Source organism: Polaribacter huanghezhanensis, assembly GCF_030444335.1.
Classification (GTDB): domain Bacteria; phylum Bacteroidota; class Bacteroidia; order Flavobacteriales; family Flavobacteriaceae; genus Polaribacter; species Polaribacter huanghezhanensis.
Window position 1 is genome coordinate 801,910 of record NZ_CP128595.1, and the last position, 14,860, is coordinate 816,769.

13 protein-coding genes and 1 tRNA gene are annotated in these 14,860 nt (G+C 30.2%); 2 read left to right on the forward strand and 12 right to left on the reverse strand.

Going from position 1 to position 14,860, the window contains the following annotated elements; translation table 11 throughout:
• Position 1: 1 nt before the first annotated feature.
• The 7 genes from porW to KCTC32516_RS03910 all read right to left on the reverse strand — a co-directional run bounded on the left by porW (position 2) and on the right by KCTC32516_RS03910 (position 7,968).
• Positions 2-2,203 (reverse strand): type IX secretion system periplasmic lipoprotein PorW/SprE, encoded by a 2,202-nt coding sequence (gene porW / locus KCTC32516_RS03880; RefSeq protein ID WP_301402115.1) that lies wholly within the window; start codon positions 2,201-2,203, stop codon positions 2-4.
• A 129-nt stretch (positions 2,204-2,332) separates the two neighbouring features.
• Positions 2,333-3,928 carry a hypothetical protein gene (locus KCTC32516_RS03885; RefSeq protein ID WP_301402116.1) on the reverse strand — a complete coding sequence of 532 codons (1,596 nt, stop codon included), beginning with the start codon at positions 3,926-3,928 and terminating at the stop codon, positions 2,333-2,335.
• 93 nt (positions 3,929-4,021) lie between these two features.
• Positions 4,022-4,717 (reverse strand): ABC transporter ATP-binding protein, encoded by a 696-nt coding sequence (locus tag KCTC32516_RS03890; protein ID WP_301402117.1) that lies wholly within the window; start codon positions 4,715-4,717, stop codon positions 4,022-4,024.
• Positions 4,718-4,743: 26 nt separating this feature from the next.
• Positions 4,744-6,213, reverse strand: a complete 1,470-nt coding sequence (locus KCTC32516_RS03895; protein WP_301402119.1) for a DUF5687 family protein — start codon at positions 6,211-6,213, stop codon at positions 4,744-4,746.
• A 60-nt stretch (positions 6,214-6,273) separates the two neighbouring features.
• The gene (locus KCTC32516_RS03900; RefSeq protein WP_301402120.1) at positions 6,274-6,969 is read right to left on the reverse strand and encodes a hypothetical protein; all 696 of its coding nucleotides are present in this window, start codon (positions 6,967-6,969) and stop codon (positions 6,274-6,276) included.
• Complete coding sequence (locus tag KCTC32516_RS03905; RefSeq protein WP_301402122.1) at positions 6,966-7,628, reverse strand: hypothetical protein; 663 nt, start codon at positions 7,626-7,628, stop codon at positions 6,966-6,968. The genes KCTC32516_RS03900 and KCTC32516_RS03905 overlap by 4 nt, the downstream gene beginning before the upstream one ends.
• A gap of 1 nt (position 7,629) precedes the next feature.
• Positions 7,630-7,968: a PadR family transcriptional regulator gene (locus KCTC32516_RS03910; protein WP_301402123.1), complete on the reverse strand. Its 339-nt coding sequence runs from the start codon at positions 7,966-7,968 to the stop codon at positions 7,630-7,632.
• Positions 7,969-8,081: 113 nt separating this feature from the next.
• Between KCTC32516_RS03910 and KCTC32516_RS03915 the strand changes: the two genes are divergently transcribed.
• Both KCTC32516_RS03915 and KCTC32516_RS03920 read left to right on the forward strand, forming a co-directional pair.
• Positions 8,082-9,125 (forward strand): ferredoxin--NADP reductase, encoded by a 1,044-nt coding sequence (locus KCTC32516_RS03915; protein ID WP_301402124.1) that lies wholly within the window; start codon positions 8,082-8,084, stop codon positions 9,123-9,125.
• 22 nt (positions 9,126-9,147) lie between these two features.
• The gene (locus KCTC32516_RS03920; RefSeq protein WP_301402125.1) at positions 9,148-9,828 is read left to right on the forward strand and encodes a LysE family translocator; all 681 of its coding nucleotides are present in this window, start codon (positions 9,148-9,150) and stop codon (positions 9,826-9,828) included.
• Between the two features lie 47 nt (positions 9,829-9,875).
• On the opposite strand, the gene KCTC32516_RS03925 is transcribed toward KCTC32516_RS03920, so the two are convergent.
• The 5 genes from KCTC32516_RS03925 to folB form a co-directional block, all read right to left on the reverse strand.
• Positions 9,876-11,714 (reverse strand): M1 family metallopeptidase, encoded by a 1,839-nt coding sequence (locus KCTC32516_RS03925; RefSeq protein WP_301402126.1) that lies wholly within the window; start codon positions 11,712-11,714, stop codon positions 9,876-9,878.
• Between the two features lie 50 nt (positions 11,715-11,764).
• Positions 11,765-13,405, reverse strand: a complete 1,641-nt coding sequence (locus KCTC32516_RS03930) for a S8 family peptidase (RefSeq protein WP_301402127.1) — start codon at positions 13,403-13,405, stop codon at positions 11,765-11,767.
• 18 nt (positions 13,406-13,423) lie between these two features.
• Positions 13,424-14,266: an MBL fold metallo-hydrolase gene (locus KCTC32516_RS03935; RefSeq protein WP_301402128.1), complete on the reverse strand. Its 843-nt coding sequence runs from the start codon at positions 14,264-14,266 to the stop codon at positions 13,424-13,426.
• A gap of 79 nt (positions 14,267-14,345) precedes the next feature.
• Positions 14,346-14,416, reverse strand: a tRNA-Cys gene (locus tag KCTC32516_RS03940).
• 33 nt (positions 14,417-14,449) lie between these two features.
• Entirely contained in the window at positions 14,450-14,827 is a 378-nt protein-coding gene (gene folB, locus KCTC32516_RS03945) for a dihydroneopterin aldolase (RefSeq protein ID WP_301402129.1), read from the reverse strand.
• Between the last annotated feature and the right edge of the window lie 33 nt (positions 14,828-14,860).

Below are 14,860 nucleotides of genomic sequence, written 5' to 3' on the forward strand. Positions count from 1 at the left end.
TTTAATTTAACTGTTTAATGATTTCTTTTGCTCGTTGCCCTTCTTTGGTATTTCCGTAATTAAACGACACATATTCTAATGCTTTTTTATACGTTTCTTTTGATTGATATTTACCAATCGCCATAGCTTTAAGCAATTCAAATTTAGCAATTAAATTTGAATCTTTAATTTCTGGCGCTAATTCTATGATTTGAGAAACCACATCCGCAAATTTATCCTCCTTATAGATATAATACAATTCTTTATAAATTGCCTCTGTTTGATCTATCTTTTTGTCGTCTTGTTTTTGAGGTTTGTTCTGTAATATTTCAGCATATCTAGAAGTTGGATATTCCTTAATTATTAACGCTTTATACTCTTCTGCTTTGCTGCTTTTTACCCCTAAATATAATTGATACAAGTGATATTTTGTTGGCAATAACAACATTTTATCTGGTTTCTCTTTTAGCAACCTTTCTAGTCTAGAAATTGCTAAATCTATATTTTTAAATTGCTCTTTATAAATAATTCCGGTTTGATACAAGGCTTCGTTTCTATTATAAATTAAAGAATCAATGGCTGATTTTGTTTGAGGCAATGCGTCTAAATACGTCTTTAAATTATATTTTTCCAACGAAACTGTTGCTACTTTTTTTATTGAATCTTTTGTAACTTTTACTTGTTGTTGTTTGTCAGAAATTCTCCAATTATCTTCTAAGGGTCTGTTTCCCCAAATTTTTTCAAATTCGCTTTTACCAAAATTTAAAGATTGTGCATTGTAAAAATACCATTTGCCTTTTTTAGTTGATTTTATTGAAGAACCTCCACTAAACGAACTTCCAAAAGAAATGTTTTTCAATTGTTCTTTTGCTGCTTTTTCATCTGCTTTTTTAAGCTTTTCTATATGTTCTTTAAAAAAGGTAATTTGTTCTATTTTAGATAAATCAGCAATCTTTAAAATACTGTCATTGGTTTTTAATGTTGTTTCGAATGCCGTTAAAGCCGCCAAATTTTTATGCTTTCTTCTAATTTGTCTAATTCGTTTCTCTGTGCTGTTTTTTGAAATCTGAATTACACTATCATAATACGCACTTGCCTGCACAAACAAAGAATAATCAAACGAAATATTTCCTAACTTTTCGTAGGTGTAGGTTTTCTGTATAACATCTCCGTTTGGAATTCTAAGCGATGTTTTAAAGTCTTTTAACGCTATGTGTAAGCTGTCTCTTTTTTCTTCTAACAATCCTTTTTGGTAATACAATGCGTCTAAATAGTTTCTATTTTCTCTATCTTCTATAAGTGTTTTAAACTTTGTAATTAACGTAGAAACCAAAGAATCTTTTCTGGTTGCTTTTGCCAAATCTATATTGGCATAAATTTTAAATTTATACGGTGCTTTTTTAAAATTTATTAATTTCTGAAAAACAATTGCGGCAGAATCTTTTTTGTTTTCTGAACTGTAAATTTGCCCCAACACAAACATATTTCTTGCTGCTTGTTCTACATTTACTTGCGTTGCTGTTGCCAATGTTAATTGCATAATTGCACGCTGAATACTATCTGTTTTAACATAGGCCATCGCCAAAGCTGTGTGCGCTTCTTCTTTAATTCTTGGCTCTAATTCTTTGTTTTTTAAAACAATTTTTAATGTTTCTATTGCAAATTTATCATTGTCTAATCTGATATTTGTTTTTGCTCTCCAAATTCTAGTTTCATCAATTAAATCTGCATACGGATAGTTCATAATTACATAATTAAAGGCTTCTATTGCCGGGATAAATCGCTGTGTATAATACCTCGATTTTCCTAATAATAGATACGCATCATCTATTTGATTATTGCGTTCTCGTCCGCCAATATTCATAGAATGTAACTGAATTGCTTTTACCGCTTTTTCTTCTGCTTTATCAAACGTTGTGAGTTCTTTTTCTTCTTTAGTATTAGCATCTGCAAATCCAGGATTTCCACCAAAAGAAGCAATGGCCGTTGATTTTTCTTTAAAGGTAATTGGTTCTATAGAAAGTTGTTTCCAGAAATTATCTTTATGTTGTTGGTTAATTTGATCTAGTCCTTCTTGAAAAGCCAAATTTCCATTATATAAAATATTGTATTTGGTGGTAATAGAATTGTACTTTCTATTTGCAAAAGCATCTTTTTTTGTACTACAAGAAAAAAAAGCCACGCTGGCAATCAAAAAAAGTACTATTGCGTTTTTGTTACTCATAAAATAGATTCAAAATCAAAACTTAAAAAAGCTCCTATTCACAAACATATTTTCTGTAAAAATATTGTGAATAGAAGCTGTAAAAATAAGAATAATTATTGTCAATAAGATTAAATATAATTTCGTCTATTATTTTGAAAAACTAAATGCCTTCTTGTAACCAAATTGTATTGAAGAATAATTATTTTCTCCTTTTATAACTCTTTTAGTGTTTAACCTTAAGAAAAAGGCAGAGTTTTGATCTTTAGGATTATAAAAATATATTTCAGAATTAAACCCCAGCAAATGAAATGAACTTTCTTGTTTTAAAGAGTTAATAATGTGCTTGTTTTTTACTTCACTGTAAGACATTCCTAAATTTAAACCAAAACTTTTAGTTCTTCTTAAATTTAAATTTAATCCTGAGCCCATTTGATAAGTGTTTACTTTTATTTTTTCATTAACTAATCCTACTTCAGTCATGTTAAATTCGTATAAAAAGGGAATTGAAAAAGCAAATGGGAACTCTTTACTAGATTTTATTTGAAGTACATTTAATTCAAACCCAGCCTTTATAAAAGCGTTTCGTATTAAATGAAGTTTGTTCTTTATTTCAAAAGTAGTCGCTGTTATTGTATCTGTTAAAATAGCCCTATCTTGTTTATCAAACCGAGAATAATTAAAATACGGTTTTATCTCTTTAAAAAAGATCCATTCAAAACCAAAAGCAATTGGAGAAGGAGAAATTTTAATTGTTGAAGAAGCCTCAAAGTTTATAATTCCGTTAGATTCTTCATCTAGTAAACCTAATAAATCAGTATAAATTCTAAAATCTAAAATAGATTTTAGATTTCTTTTTAAAAATAATGACTTGGTAGTTTCAGTTTTTCCAATTTCTACCAAAGCGTTTTCGGGAAAATAATTTAATCCTGTTTTTGACGTATAATCTAACACATCTTTAACTCTAACAAAACTACCACTACCGTTTGTTTCAAATAGCTTATGTGATGTGAATTTTCTAAATCTCACAATCGAGATTGAAGTGTTATTTGTGAATTTTCTTACCTCGTTATTATTCTTGTGCTTAAGAGTAACAACTAAATCGATTATTAAACCCTCAAAAACATCTATCGTTATCTTTTCTATGTCCCAGGCATTTTTTTCTTTATCTAATAAAACTTTACTCTTTTTTCTTAATATGCCAAGTTTCTTATTATCAATACTTCCAAAGTCTTTCTTTAACTTCTTAACCTTTCTCTTTATAATTTTTTCCTTTTCTTTATAAAGTGAATCTGTTTTTGTTTGAAACTCTACTAGTGTTAATTTATTCTTATTATAAGTATCAATTATATTTTCAATTTCACCATCAATTTTTTTTATTTCTACTAAAGTTAATGCTTTTGCAACAAGTAAAACTTTTTTAGAATCGTAAACAAAATCTTTTTTTATACTATCAATTACAATCGAATTAAGCAAGATAACTTCTTTTCTAAGAGAATCTAAATGTTCTTTCTTTTTATACTTTTCTCCTTCTTTTTTAGTAAATATCCTAACTTTAGACTGAACCTTTGAAAAGAATCCGATTTCTATAGAATCTTCGTCATCTAAGTTTTTTTTAACCTCGTCTTTAATTAGTCCCTTTAAAGAATCTAGCTTGATGTTTGTCGTAATATTTTTGTTTTCTTGTGAATTGATGAAGTTAGGTAATAATAGAATTATTCCTAAAAGGTAAATTTGATTTTTCATAATAGCTTGTTTTCATCAAATTTAATAAAAAAAGCGCAAACCATTAAGTATGCGCCAATAATTTACTCATTACTAGGTGTTTATATACTCGTTTTACACCGAAAAATAGCTTTCTAATTCTTTTAGTGTTTCTGCAGATGTTTTTATGTCTTTTACCACGTTTCCTTTGTCTAAAACAACGATGCGCTCGCACACTTCTGTAACATGACTTAAATCGTGACTAGAAACCAACACCGTAACTTCATTGTTATCTGTTAGTTCTTTTAACTTCTTTTTTAATCTGATTTGTGTTGTTGGATCTAAATTTGCAAAAGGCTCGTCTAAAATTACCACTTGCGGGTTTCCTAAAAGTGCCGCAACAATTCCTGCTTTTTTCTGATTACCTTTACTTAAATCTCTTAAATATTTCTTTTTCCCTAGAATTTCCCCATTAAAAATTTCTTCAAACTGACTTAAAAAGCTTGCAATATCTGCTTTGTTCATTCCGCGTAAATCGCCAATAAAATCAAAATATTCTTCTGGTGTTAAATAACCAATTAAAAAAGTTTCATCAATAAAAGAACCTGTAAAAGATTTCCAAGCTTCGCTTTTATTTACCACCACTTCGTGATTTATAACTTGGCCTGTTGTTGGTCTAATTAAATCCAATAGAATGTTAAAAAACGTTGTTTTTCCTGCTCCATTATTTCCAACCAATCCAAAACTTTGTCCTTTTGGGATTTCTAATTCTTCTATATTTAATACTTGTTCTGAACCGTATTTTTTGGTGATGTTTTTTGAGTGTATCATAATTTTTTGTGTCTTAATTTTGTTGGTTATGCTTTTTGATCGAATGCGTGAATGGCTGCATATTTTTCTTTAATATACTTTTTGGCAATCAAATTCATAAAATAATTTTTTGTTACCAATCCTAAAATTCCGAATCCTGCGATTGCAGCAATTCCGGCATTAAAGCCAAATGGCAAACTAAATGCGTAAAACAATCCGATAGGAATTATCATTACAGGAATTACAACAATAAATTGTTTTGCACTTGTTCCTTGCGTATTTCCAAATCCGCTTGCGTTTAAATCTATTTGTTTTCTATTAAAAGCTCCTGCAAATATTAAAATCAACGTGTTAATACCCATATTATAAAGCGCTCCAACGGCAATCATTAAATAAATGTTTAAACCAAAATAAATATAAGGTGTTGCTAAAATGAATAATGCAGCAGTAACTACAACCATTAAATACCATTTAGATTCTAAATACTTTCTGTAAGATACGTTTTGAGTCATCAGCATTTTGTAGTATGCACTTTCCCAAGCTGGAATAAATTGTCCGTAGTTTAAAACAAATCCGCCAGTAACAAATAGCGATGCAAAAATTAACATTCCTTCCATCTTTTCTTTATACATTGGATTTGTAAAAAAGATCAATCCATATAAAACAAATAAGAACGACATTAAGAAAACAGTTTTTGTTCTTTTATTTCTCCAAATTAATCTGATTTCGTTTTTAATAAACGGCGCCATTTCTCCAAATCGGTTTGCCCAAGATAAATCTGCCGTGTTTGCTTCTTTTACTTTTACTTTTACGGCATCATCTAAATACAGTTGCTTTCTTAATATTTTTTGATTGACACTGTATAAAATTGCCACCAATGCAACCGGAATAAGCATGTAAATTGGATTTTCATAGATTCCGTTGAAAATTGCCTGACTATGAACAGTGACATCATAAATGTTAAAATACTGAAGCGCAATTGTACCAATTAATAAAGTTCCTAAAACCGTTAAAGCAATAGTGTTTTTATTAATGATAAAGTTTAAAAAATTTGCAGACTGTGTTATCAAAATCATGCTAAATAGCCAACCTAAAACTCCAGAGGTATTGTAATTTTCTTTTATTAATACTACAGAAAACGGAATGTAAAAGAACAACGAAAAAAGGTTAAATGCAGAAAACATAGATTTTCCTAATACATAATGTACCAATTTGTTCTTTTTAATAGGAAGAACGAGTAATGGTTTTACATTCATTACCGGAAGTTTTTGCATTAAATACCTAAAGATTAAATCGCCAATTACGGCAAATAATAAAAAAGAATTTACTACTTGAAATGGATCTTGACCTGGCATTGTTTTTCTAATAATAAAAAAACTACCAACACCTAATGCTAAAAAGGAAACCATCATATACAAGGCAAAAAAGCCCATAATAATTTTTAATGCTATTCCTTTTTGCCAATATGATGAACGGAAATATTGTTTCCATTCTAATTTTAAAAATCGTTTAAACATAATTACTTGGTTAGTTGTTCTTGTTATAAGTGTCTTAAATGTAGTTTTTGTTACAAAAAATTAAATCATAAAATATTCTGGGTAGGTTTCCTTTAATAATTCTTCTGCTTTTGAAGGTATTACAACTAAAGAAATATAACCAATAATAAAAATCGCCGTATAAAATAACGCCAATAATAAACCCCAAATGATAGTTACATTGTTTAAATTACTTGTATGAATAAAAATTTGAAAAGTATATAAAGGAAAAACTGCGGCATTTGCAACTCCTTGACTAAAAATTAAACGCTCTAACATCCATGTTTTTCCATCTACTTTTTTTCGTTTCTTAAACCTTGATTTTAGTTGAATTCTTTTTATCATTCCAAAGACAAAATAGCATAAAATTATGCCTACAAAAATAAATTCTGAAACATTGGATCTAAATAATTGAAAAAGCAAAGAAAAAATAGCGAATGTGGCAACAATTTTTGGAAGCTGAAACCAATCTTTTGCAAACTGTAAAATAATTTTCCAGTATTTTTTTCCCATTGATTTTTGTTTCTGTTCAACAACCTCCATAAAACCAAAAACACCAAACTTTTTAAACGATACATCTCTTGCTTGTTCAAAGGTTAAAAGTGGCTGTGCCTCCCAAATTTGTTCAATATCATTTGCTAAATGATCTACCAATTCGGTTTGTACATCATAATGATATACAAAATGCTCTCTTGTAAATTTATAGAGTTGTTTTATGTGGTTTTCTGTTAATTTCATTTCGCTAACATTTTATGATTCTTAGAAACTTCTGTAAAATGTTTTTTATAAAAATGATGACAAGTGTATGTTATTGCCAAACCAGCACAAGAAAGCCCGACTAAAAGACCATTAATTTTACCCAATTTATCAAAATAATCGGTAACAATCTGAGCGATAATTAAAAATGAAATTCCTAGATATTGTGTTTTTAAAATAAACCGATATGTAGTTTGTTCTTTAGAACGCATTATTTTAAAAATGATAAAAACCATATAAATTAACGCTAATAATGTTGTGATTCTAAAAAAGGTGTTTACAAAAGACATCATGTTATCCGTAAAATCTACAGATATATTTTTAAAAATAATAAACGGTAAAAAATAAGACACAATGTATAATAGATAAAACGGTCTAAACTCTTTCACTGCTTTTCTTAGTACAATTTTTGAAGTAGAATATTGCAATCCTAAAAAAATGCTTGAAGAATTTCTAAAATGTCTGTTCCATTTTTGCTTTGTAAGTTCTAAAGCGCTATCAAAAGAAAAACCTTTGTTTAGTAAACGTTCTACATCTAGAATTATGTGATCTAGCAATTCTATTTTTAAGTCGATATAATCTACCTTATTATCCTTAATGTAGTTTTCGATCTCTTGTAGTTGTTGTTTTGTTAATTCCATATTACTCCAAACTAAGTTTAGGATTTACCAAATGCTGCATGGTTTTTAAAAACTCTTGCATTTCTGCAAGTTTATTGGCGGTCTCTTTGGTTCCGTGTTCGGTAAGTTTGTAATATTTACGCAACCGATTTCCAATTTTTGCAACCTCAACATCTAACAAACCATCGGCTTCTAATTTGTGTAACGCTGGATACAATGCTCCTTCAGTAATTTTTAATTCGCCTTTGGTAAGTTCTTTTACTTTTTGTGTAATTTCATACCCATACATTTTATCGTTCTGTGCCAACAACTTTAAAATGATGGTTTGTAAAGAGCCTTTAAATAGTTTTTGATTTCCCATAACACAAATATACATAATTTTCTTATGTATAAATTTCTTAGGTATTAATTTATAGAAACTCTAACAAGTAAATCGTTTTTTGTTTGTTATTTTTGTACTCTTAAATTTTATACATGTCTACATTTCATAAACTAACAGTACAAAAAATCGTTAAAGAAACAACAAATGCGGTTTCTGTACTTTTTGAAGTTCCTGCAGCGTTAAAGGATGCTTTTTCTTTTGTTGCTGGACAATATATTACCATCAAAAAAACAATAGACGAAAAAGAAATTAGAAGAGCATATTCTATTTGTTCATCGCCAAAAAGTAACGAATTAAAAGTGGCAATAAAAGCAGTTGAACATGGGTTATTTTCTGTTTTTGCAACCTCAAAATTAAAAGAAGGCGATGTGTTAGAAGTTGCAGAACCAGAGGGGAAATTCTTACTAAATCCAACAGCAAATAAAAACTATATTGCATTTGCCGCCGGAAGCGGAATTACACCCGTTTTATCAATGGTGAAAGCAGTTTTAGAAACTGAAAAATCTTCAACTTTTACACTAATTTACGGAAATAAATCTACCGAAAGCACCATTTTTAAAAACGAATTAGAAACACTTCTTGAAAAATACAATCCACAGTTTAACTTACATTATGTGTTTAGCAAAACCTTAAGCGGCGACAGCATTTTTGGAAGAATCGACAAAGGGAATACCAATTATTTTATCAAAAATAAATATAAAAACACTGTTTTTGATGCGGCTTTTATATGTGGTCCAGAAAAAATGATCAACACTGTTTCTGAAACATTACAAGAAAATAATTTTGACAAAGAAAATATCCTTTTTGAATTGTTTACAACGTCTGATGAAGAAAACAATATCAAAATTCCTGATGGAAAATCAGAAATTACCGTGTTGTTAGATGATGAAGAGACAACCTTTACAATGAATAAAACCGATGATATTTTAGCGGCTTCTTTACGCAATAATTTAGATGCGCCGTATTCTTGTCAAGGTGGAGTTTGTAGCAGTTGTTTGTGTAAAGTTACTGAAGGGAAAGCAATAATGACCAAAAACAGTATTTTAACGGATGGTGAAGTTGAAGAAGGATTCGTTTTGGCTTGTCAAGCACATCCAACAACTTCAAAAATTACCATCGATTTTGATGATATTTAAGCAGAAATTGTATCTTTAAAAAATGGATATCTACAACATAAAAAATGCAATAATTCTTGGATTCTTTCTTTCATTTATGATTGGTCCTGTCTTTTTTATGTTGATACAAACTAGTGTTTTAAAAGGTGCAAGAGCTGCAATTATGTTTAACGTTGGTGTAATTTTGGGCGACGTTTCGTTTATAATTATTGCGTATTTAGGAAGCAGGCATTTATTAGAACGAATTAAAGATGATCCGCGTTTGTTTTTTATTGGCGGATTAATTTTAATAATTTATGGATTGATAACCTATTTTGATAAATCGAACAAAAAGGAAGTAGAAAATACGCCCATCATAGAAATTCCTGTTAGTAATAATTACTTAAAATTATTATTTAAAGGGTTCTTTTTAAACTTTATTAATATTGGTGTTTTAGGTTTTTGGCTAGGCTTAATTGTTGTTATTGGCCCAATATTAGACATGAATCCAAATCATATTTTTTGGTACTTTACAACCATTATAATTAGTTATTTTATTACTGATTTAGGAAAAATTTTCTTAGCTAAAAAATTAAAAAAGAGACTAACAGCTAATGTTATCTATAAGATTAAAAAATCTATGGGAATTCTATTAATTATTTTTGGTGTTGGTTTAATGCTCAAAGGATTTATCCCAAAAGAGAAACTAAATTTAGATACCTTTATAGAAAAAGTTGAAAAATAAAAAAGCGAGGTTTTCACCTCGCTTTTTTATACTTTTTTAATCTTTTCTTATTTTAATGCTTCATACACATTATTATCTCTATCAATATCTGCCATTAATTGAGAAGGATCTATCTCTACTTTTTTAATTTCTTTATCCACAGTAAAAGTGTAGGTTGGGTGTGCCCAGCCCCAATCTGTTAATACTGTTGCTGTTGTTGGTTTATGACCCCGCATCATTAATAAAGGAATATTAAAGTTTTGTACAGACCCATCTGTATAAGTAACGGTTACATCTGTTGGCATTGGCATTTTTCCAATTCTTTTTAATGTAATGGTTTTTCCATCAACATTGTCTACCGCATAATCTATTCTATGTGTTGTTTCTGTCCATTCATTTAAATACCAATCTAATTCCAAACCAGAAACACGTTCAACTGTTCTTTTAATATCGTTTGGCGTTGGATGTTTAAAACTAAAATCAACAAAGTATTTCTTTAATGTTTTTGCCGTATTTTCTTCTCCAATAATATAATTTAATTGCGTTAAAAACATACCTCCCATTGTGTAAGACGCAATACTATATGCCATATTTAAATTATAGCGATCAGAATGTGTTGTTAACGGCTCTTGAAAACCACTTTTTACCAAATAAAAATATCCTCGATATCCTCCAGCAGACGGTTTTCCATCACCTCCACGCAATATTTTGTTAGACGCTAATCCAGAAATATATGTCGTAAAACCTTCATCCATCCAAGGATGTTTACTCTCATTACTTGCTAATAATTGTTGAAACCACGTATGTGCCAATTCATGAAAAATAGTTCCAACTGGACTTCTTTTTTCTCCTCCAGCTACAAAAGTACACATCGCATATTCCATTCCTCCGTCACCAGCTTGAATAACAGAATATTGTTTCCATGGATATTTTCCAATATTTTCACTGAAATATTCCATTGCTTTTGCTGTAGGTTCTTCAGCGGCTCTCCAATTCTTTATCACGTCTTCATTATTTTTAAAAAAGAAGTGAATATCTGGTCCATTTTTAACTTTAACAATGTCGTGAATGTAATTATCATCTGCTGCCCAAGCAAAATCATGTACTTTCTTCGCTTTAAAATGCCACGCTAATTTTTTTCCTTTTTGAAGTTTTAATTTTTTAGCCTTGTTTTCATAACCATGTCCAATTTCTTGTGGATTTTCTAAATTACCCGTTCCTGCAACTGTATATTTTTTATCAATATGTAGCGTTACATCAAAATCTCCCCAAACTCCATGAAATTCTCTAGCAATATATGAATCTGCGTGCCAACCTTCAAAATCGTATTCTGCCATTTTAGGATACCATTGCGCCATAGACATCGCTACTCCATCAGGATTATTTCTTCCCGCTCTACGGATATGAACTGGTAATTGTCCTTTAAAAGTCATATCAAAAGTTACTTTAGACCCTGGTTTAATTGGTGTGTTTAATGTCACTTCCAAAATAGTTCCGGCTGTTTCAAAATGAACATTTTTGCCATTTTGTTTTAGAGTAAGTACTTTTAAATACCCTATTTCGTTTGGCTTTAGTTTAGAAATTCTACTTTCATAAATTGGTTTTTCTTTTGTACCACTTTTAGTGGTCATTCTACCGTCTGGGTCAGCTATATCTTGCAACCTTGCATTCATTTCGCTATCTGGCTGAAAGGCGTTGTAAAACAAGTGATAGTATACTTTTGTTAATGCGTCACTAGAATTATTCGTGTACACTAATTTTTGAGTTCCGTTATATTGAAAATTATTTACATCAACATCTACATTCATCGTGTAATTTACATGTTGTTGCCAATAACCTTTCTTTTGGGCATTTGCCGCTACCATTCCTATAAAAAATGATAAAATAATAATTCGTGTTTTTTTCATTGTTTGATTACTTTAAATTAAAATTCTCTTTTTTGAAATTCAAAATGAATTTATTTTCCATTGACCATTCTGTCTGCCATTTTTAAAGCATTGTATGCATTTACAATTCTTCCTGTTACAGATAAATCTGAAAAAGGAACTTTTACTCCTTTTGGATGCTCTTTAGAAAATGAACCTGGTTTTATAACTTCTAAACCTATTTTAGTCCCAGAATTCATAATGATATGTTTTACTTGTTTTGCCGTTAACTTTGGATAATATGAACGAATTAACGCTGCAACTCCAGCAGTTGATGGTGCTGCCATTGATGTTCCGCTAAAATACTCGTATTCATTTTCTGGAATTGTAGAATAAATTTGAACTCCAGGAGCAAAAATATCAACATTATTTTTTCCATAATTAGAAAAAGTTGCTGGTAAATTCTCATTATAATTAGAACTCATCGCTCCAATAGTAATTACATTATCTGCTATTTCTGTTTTTAAATCTTTCGAATCATTTGGATATGTTCTTTCAACATCAATGTTTTTTGCATCGTTCCCTGCTGCATTTACAATTAGCACATCTTTTTCTGCTGCATATTTTATAGCATCGTAAACCCATTCTTTGTTTGGCGAATATGCTTTTCCGAAACTTGTATTGATTACTTTTGCGCCATTATCAACTGCATACCGAATTGCCAACGCAACATCTTTGTCGTATTCATCTCCATCAGGAACTGTTCTAACAGCCATTATTTTTACATGATTTGCAACACCGTTCATTCCGATTCCGTTATTTCTTACTGCTCCGATAATCCCAGAAACATGCGTTCCGTGCGCTTCCTCATTTACGGTAGGATTTGTTTTATTATCACCATAATATTTTGTTGAAAAATCTTGCGCATTGTCTCCTAAAGCTTTTCTATAATCTGTTTTTAAATTAGCTTCACTAATTAAATCATCGGCTTTTTTAAGTTCTTTTTTGATTTCTGTAATTCCTTGTGTCAAAGAACTTAACCCAAAGCCATACATTTGTTTTGCAATATTTATACTTTGCTTTACTTCTGTATCTTCTGATTTTATAGTGTCTAAATCAGCTTCTGTATAGTCTTTCTTTTTTAAATGATCTGCAATTGTTTTATCAGCAAATTGAACTGCTTGTAACATCTGATTAAATCTAAACTTGTTTGTTGATGCCATTTTGATTTTTTTCTCTTGAGCATCTTTAATGATTTTATAGGTAGCTTCATCAACTAATTTTGGATTCTTAAGAATTCTTTCAACTTCAGCGTTTTCTTTATAAATCGGACCTAAAAAATTCCAGCCATTAATATCATCTACATATCCATTATTATCATCGTCTTTTCCGTTATTCGGAATTTCTTTTTTATTAACCCAAGCAACTGCGCTTAAATCTTCGTGTTTAAAATCTATCCCAGAATCTACAACTCCAACAACAACTTCAACTCCTTTTTTACCTTTTAAAAATATGTATGCTTTGTCAACACTCATTCCAGGAATTGTGTCTGTAGCTAAGTCTGCATGACCCCAAGTTTCTTTTTGAATTGTTGTAAGCGGTGCTTTTTTTGTTGATATAACAACAACATTATTTGTGCCTGTTGGAACCGCAATTGTACTTACGGATTTACATCCTACTAATAATGCTATAGCAATTACACTTGTTACATAAAGTTTTTTAAAAACTCTCATACTCTTCATCTCTTTTTATTAATTAAATATATCTGTAAACTTAAATGTTTCTTTTAATCTTACTCCCTTTTCTGTCTGTTTTAAAGTACAAAGTTCTGTTGCTGCATCGTGTTCTAAAAACAAAAAATAGTCCTTGTCTGCAGCTTCATTTAAAAATTGTGCTTTCTCTTTAATGGTTAATAAAGGTCTTGTATCGTAACCCATCACATATGGCAAAGGAATGTGTCCGGTTGTTGGTAATAAATCTGCCATAAAAACAACAGTTTTTCCTTGATATTCTATTTTAGGTAGCATTTGTTTGTCTGTATGGCCGTCCATAAATAAAACATCAAAACCAACATCTTTAATGCCGTTTTTTATAAAATTTAACTGTTCGTTTTCTTGAATAGGTTGAATGTTTTCTGTTAAAAAAGATGCTTTTTCTCTCGGGTTTGGAACTGTTGCCCATTTCCAATGATCTTCATTAGACCAAACTTTTGCGTTTTTAAAAGCAGGCATATATCCCGTTTTGTCTTTATTCCATTGAATAACGCCGCCGCAATGATCAAAATGTAAATGTGTTAAAAAAACGTCGGTAATATCATCTCTGTGAAAACCTAATTTTGCTAATGAAGCATCCAAAGAAAAATCTCCGTACAAGTAATAATATCCAAAAAACTTTTCTGTTTGTTTTGCGCCCAATCCTGTATCAACTAACGTTAATTTTTCTCCGTCTTCAATAAGCATACAGCGCATGCTCATCGAAATTAAGTTGTTAGCATCAGCCGGATTTGTTCTTTGCCAAATAGCTTTTGGAACCACGCCGAACATTGCGCCGCCATCAAGCTTAAAATTTCCGGTTTCTATTGGATAAATTTTCATAGAAACAAAGATGCAGAAAAAACAGGACTTTTTTGTTAAATAAAACAAAAAACGCACTAAAAATTAGTGCGTTTTTTTGAGGTGTCGAGCGGATTCGAACCGCTGTAGATGGTGTTGCAGACCACTGCCTAGCCACTCGGCCACGACACCTTTTGAGTTGGCAAATTTAAGTAAAATTCCCTTTTAGACAAGGTTTTTTTTTGCTTTCCTTTTTTGAGTTAGTATAATTTTTACATCTTCTGCATTACCGCCAATTGGTGGGTTTCTTTTTGCAACACTAATTGTTGCTTTTTTAACCATTGTTAGTTCTCTAAAAATTCTGCCCATAATTCTTTGAGCAGCATGTTCTAATAGTTTAGAGCGTATTGCCATTTCTTCTTTTACAATAAAATTTAAGTGTACATAATCTACCGTGTCAATTAATGCATCTGTTTTTGAAGATTTTTGTAAATTTGCTTTGATTTCAATATCAACTCTGTATTCAGAGCCTATTTTTGCCTCTTCATCTAAACAACCATGAAAGGCATAAATTTTGATATTGTTTACTTGAATAATTCCCATAGAACAAAAGTATTAAAAGTTAAGGAAGATTTT

Bases quoted from the DNA above. Each gene is read 5' to 3' on its own strand.
- KCTC32516_RS03895 (WP_301402119.1), bottom strand. From the start codon at position 6,213: ATGTTTAAACGATTTTTAAAATTAGAATGGAAACAATATTTCCGTTCA.
- KCTC32516_RS03925 (WP_301402126.1), bottom strand. From the start codon at position 11,714: ATGAAAAAAACACGAATTATTATTTTATCATTTTTTATAGGAATGGTA.
- KCTC32516_RS03885 (WP_301402116.1), bottom strand. From the start codon at position 3,928: ATGAAAAATCAAATTTACCTTTTAGGAATAATTCTATTATTACCTAAC.
- KCTC32516_RS03915 (WP_301402124.1), top strand. From the start codon at position 8,082: ATGTCTACATTTCATAAACTAACAGTACAAAAAATCGTTAAAGAAACA.
- KCTC32516_RS03900 (WP_301402120.1), bottom strand. From the start codon at position 6,969: ATGAAATTAACAGAAAACCACATAAAACAACTCTATAAATTTACAAGA.
- KCTC32516_RS03930 (WP_301402127.1), bottom strand. From the start codon at position 13,405: ATGAGAGTTTTTAAAAAACTTTATGTAACAAGTGTAATTGCTATAGCA.
- KCTC32516_RS03910 (WP_301402123.1), bottom strand. From the start codon at position 7,968: ATGGGAAATCAAAAACTATTTAAAGGCTCTTTACAAACCATCATTTTA.
- KCTC32516_RS03890 (WP_301402117.1), bottom strand. From the start codon at position 4,717: ATGATACACTCAAAAAACATCACCAAAAAATACGGTTCAGAACAAGTA.
- folB (WP_301402129.1), bottom strand. From the start codon at position 14,827: ATGGGAATTATTCAAGTAAACAATATCAAAATTTATGCCTTTCATGGT.
- KCTC32516_RS03935 (WP_301402128.1), bottom strand. From the start codon at position 14,266: ATGAAAATTTATCCAATAGAAACCGGAAATTTTAAGCTTGATGGCGGC.
- porW (WP_301402115.1), bottom strand. From the start codon at position 2,203: ATGAGTAACAAAAACGCAATAGTACTTTTTTTGATTGCCAGCGTGGCT.
- KCTC32516_RS03920 (WP_301402125.1), top strand. From the start codon at position 9,148: ATGGATATCTACAACATAAAAAATGCAATAATTCTTGGATTCTTTCTT.
- KCTC32516_RS03905 (WP_301402122.1), bottom strand. From the start codon at position 7,628: ATGGAATTAACAAAACAACAACTACAAGAGATCGAAAACTACATTAAG.